Consider the following 294-nt stretch of genomic DNA (forward strand, 5'->3'; position numbering starts at 1 on the left):
ACTAAAAGGACAAACCTAGGTTTGTCCTTTTTTATGTCTGTCAGATTACGTGTATTTATCCGTGTTGCGGTGCAATAGCAATGACAGGAATGGAGGTCATAGACTCTACATCGGCTTTGTTTCGTAAAGTGGTGTCGAACAACTCCAAAACAACGGCAAGACCCACTCCTAACCCTAATCCGCCAATTAATCCCAATATTACATAAAATATGGTCGGCCAGTTTGAGGGAGAGCTTGGTGTAAATGGCAAATCAATGATCTTCACTCGTTTGTTCTCTTCAAAGACACCTAAAG

At 41.5% G+C, this 294-nt stretch carries 1 pseudogene; it reads right to left on the bottom strand.

Features of this window, described 5'->3' with window-relative positions:
• Positions 1 to 55 precede the first annotated feature (55 nt).
• Positions 56 to 294 (bottom strand): annotated as a pseudogene (locus AB4585_RS24765) (chain-length determining protein); the annotation flags it as partial.

Source organism: Vibrio sp. 10N.222.49.C9 (assembly GCF_041474985.1).
Lineage (GTDB): Bacteria > Pseudomonadota > Gammaproteobacteria > Enterobacterales > Vibrionaceae > Vibrio > Vibrio crassostreae_C.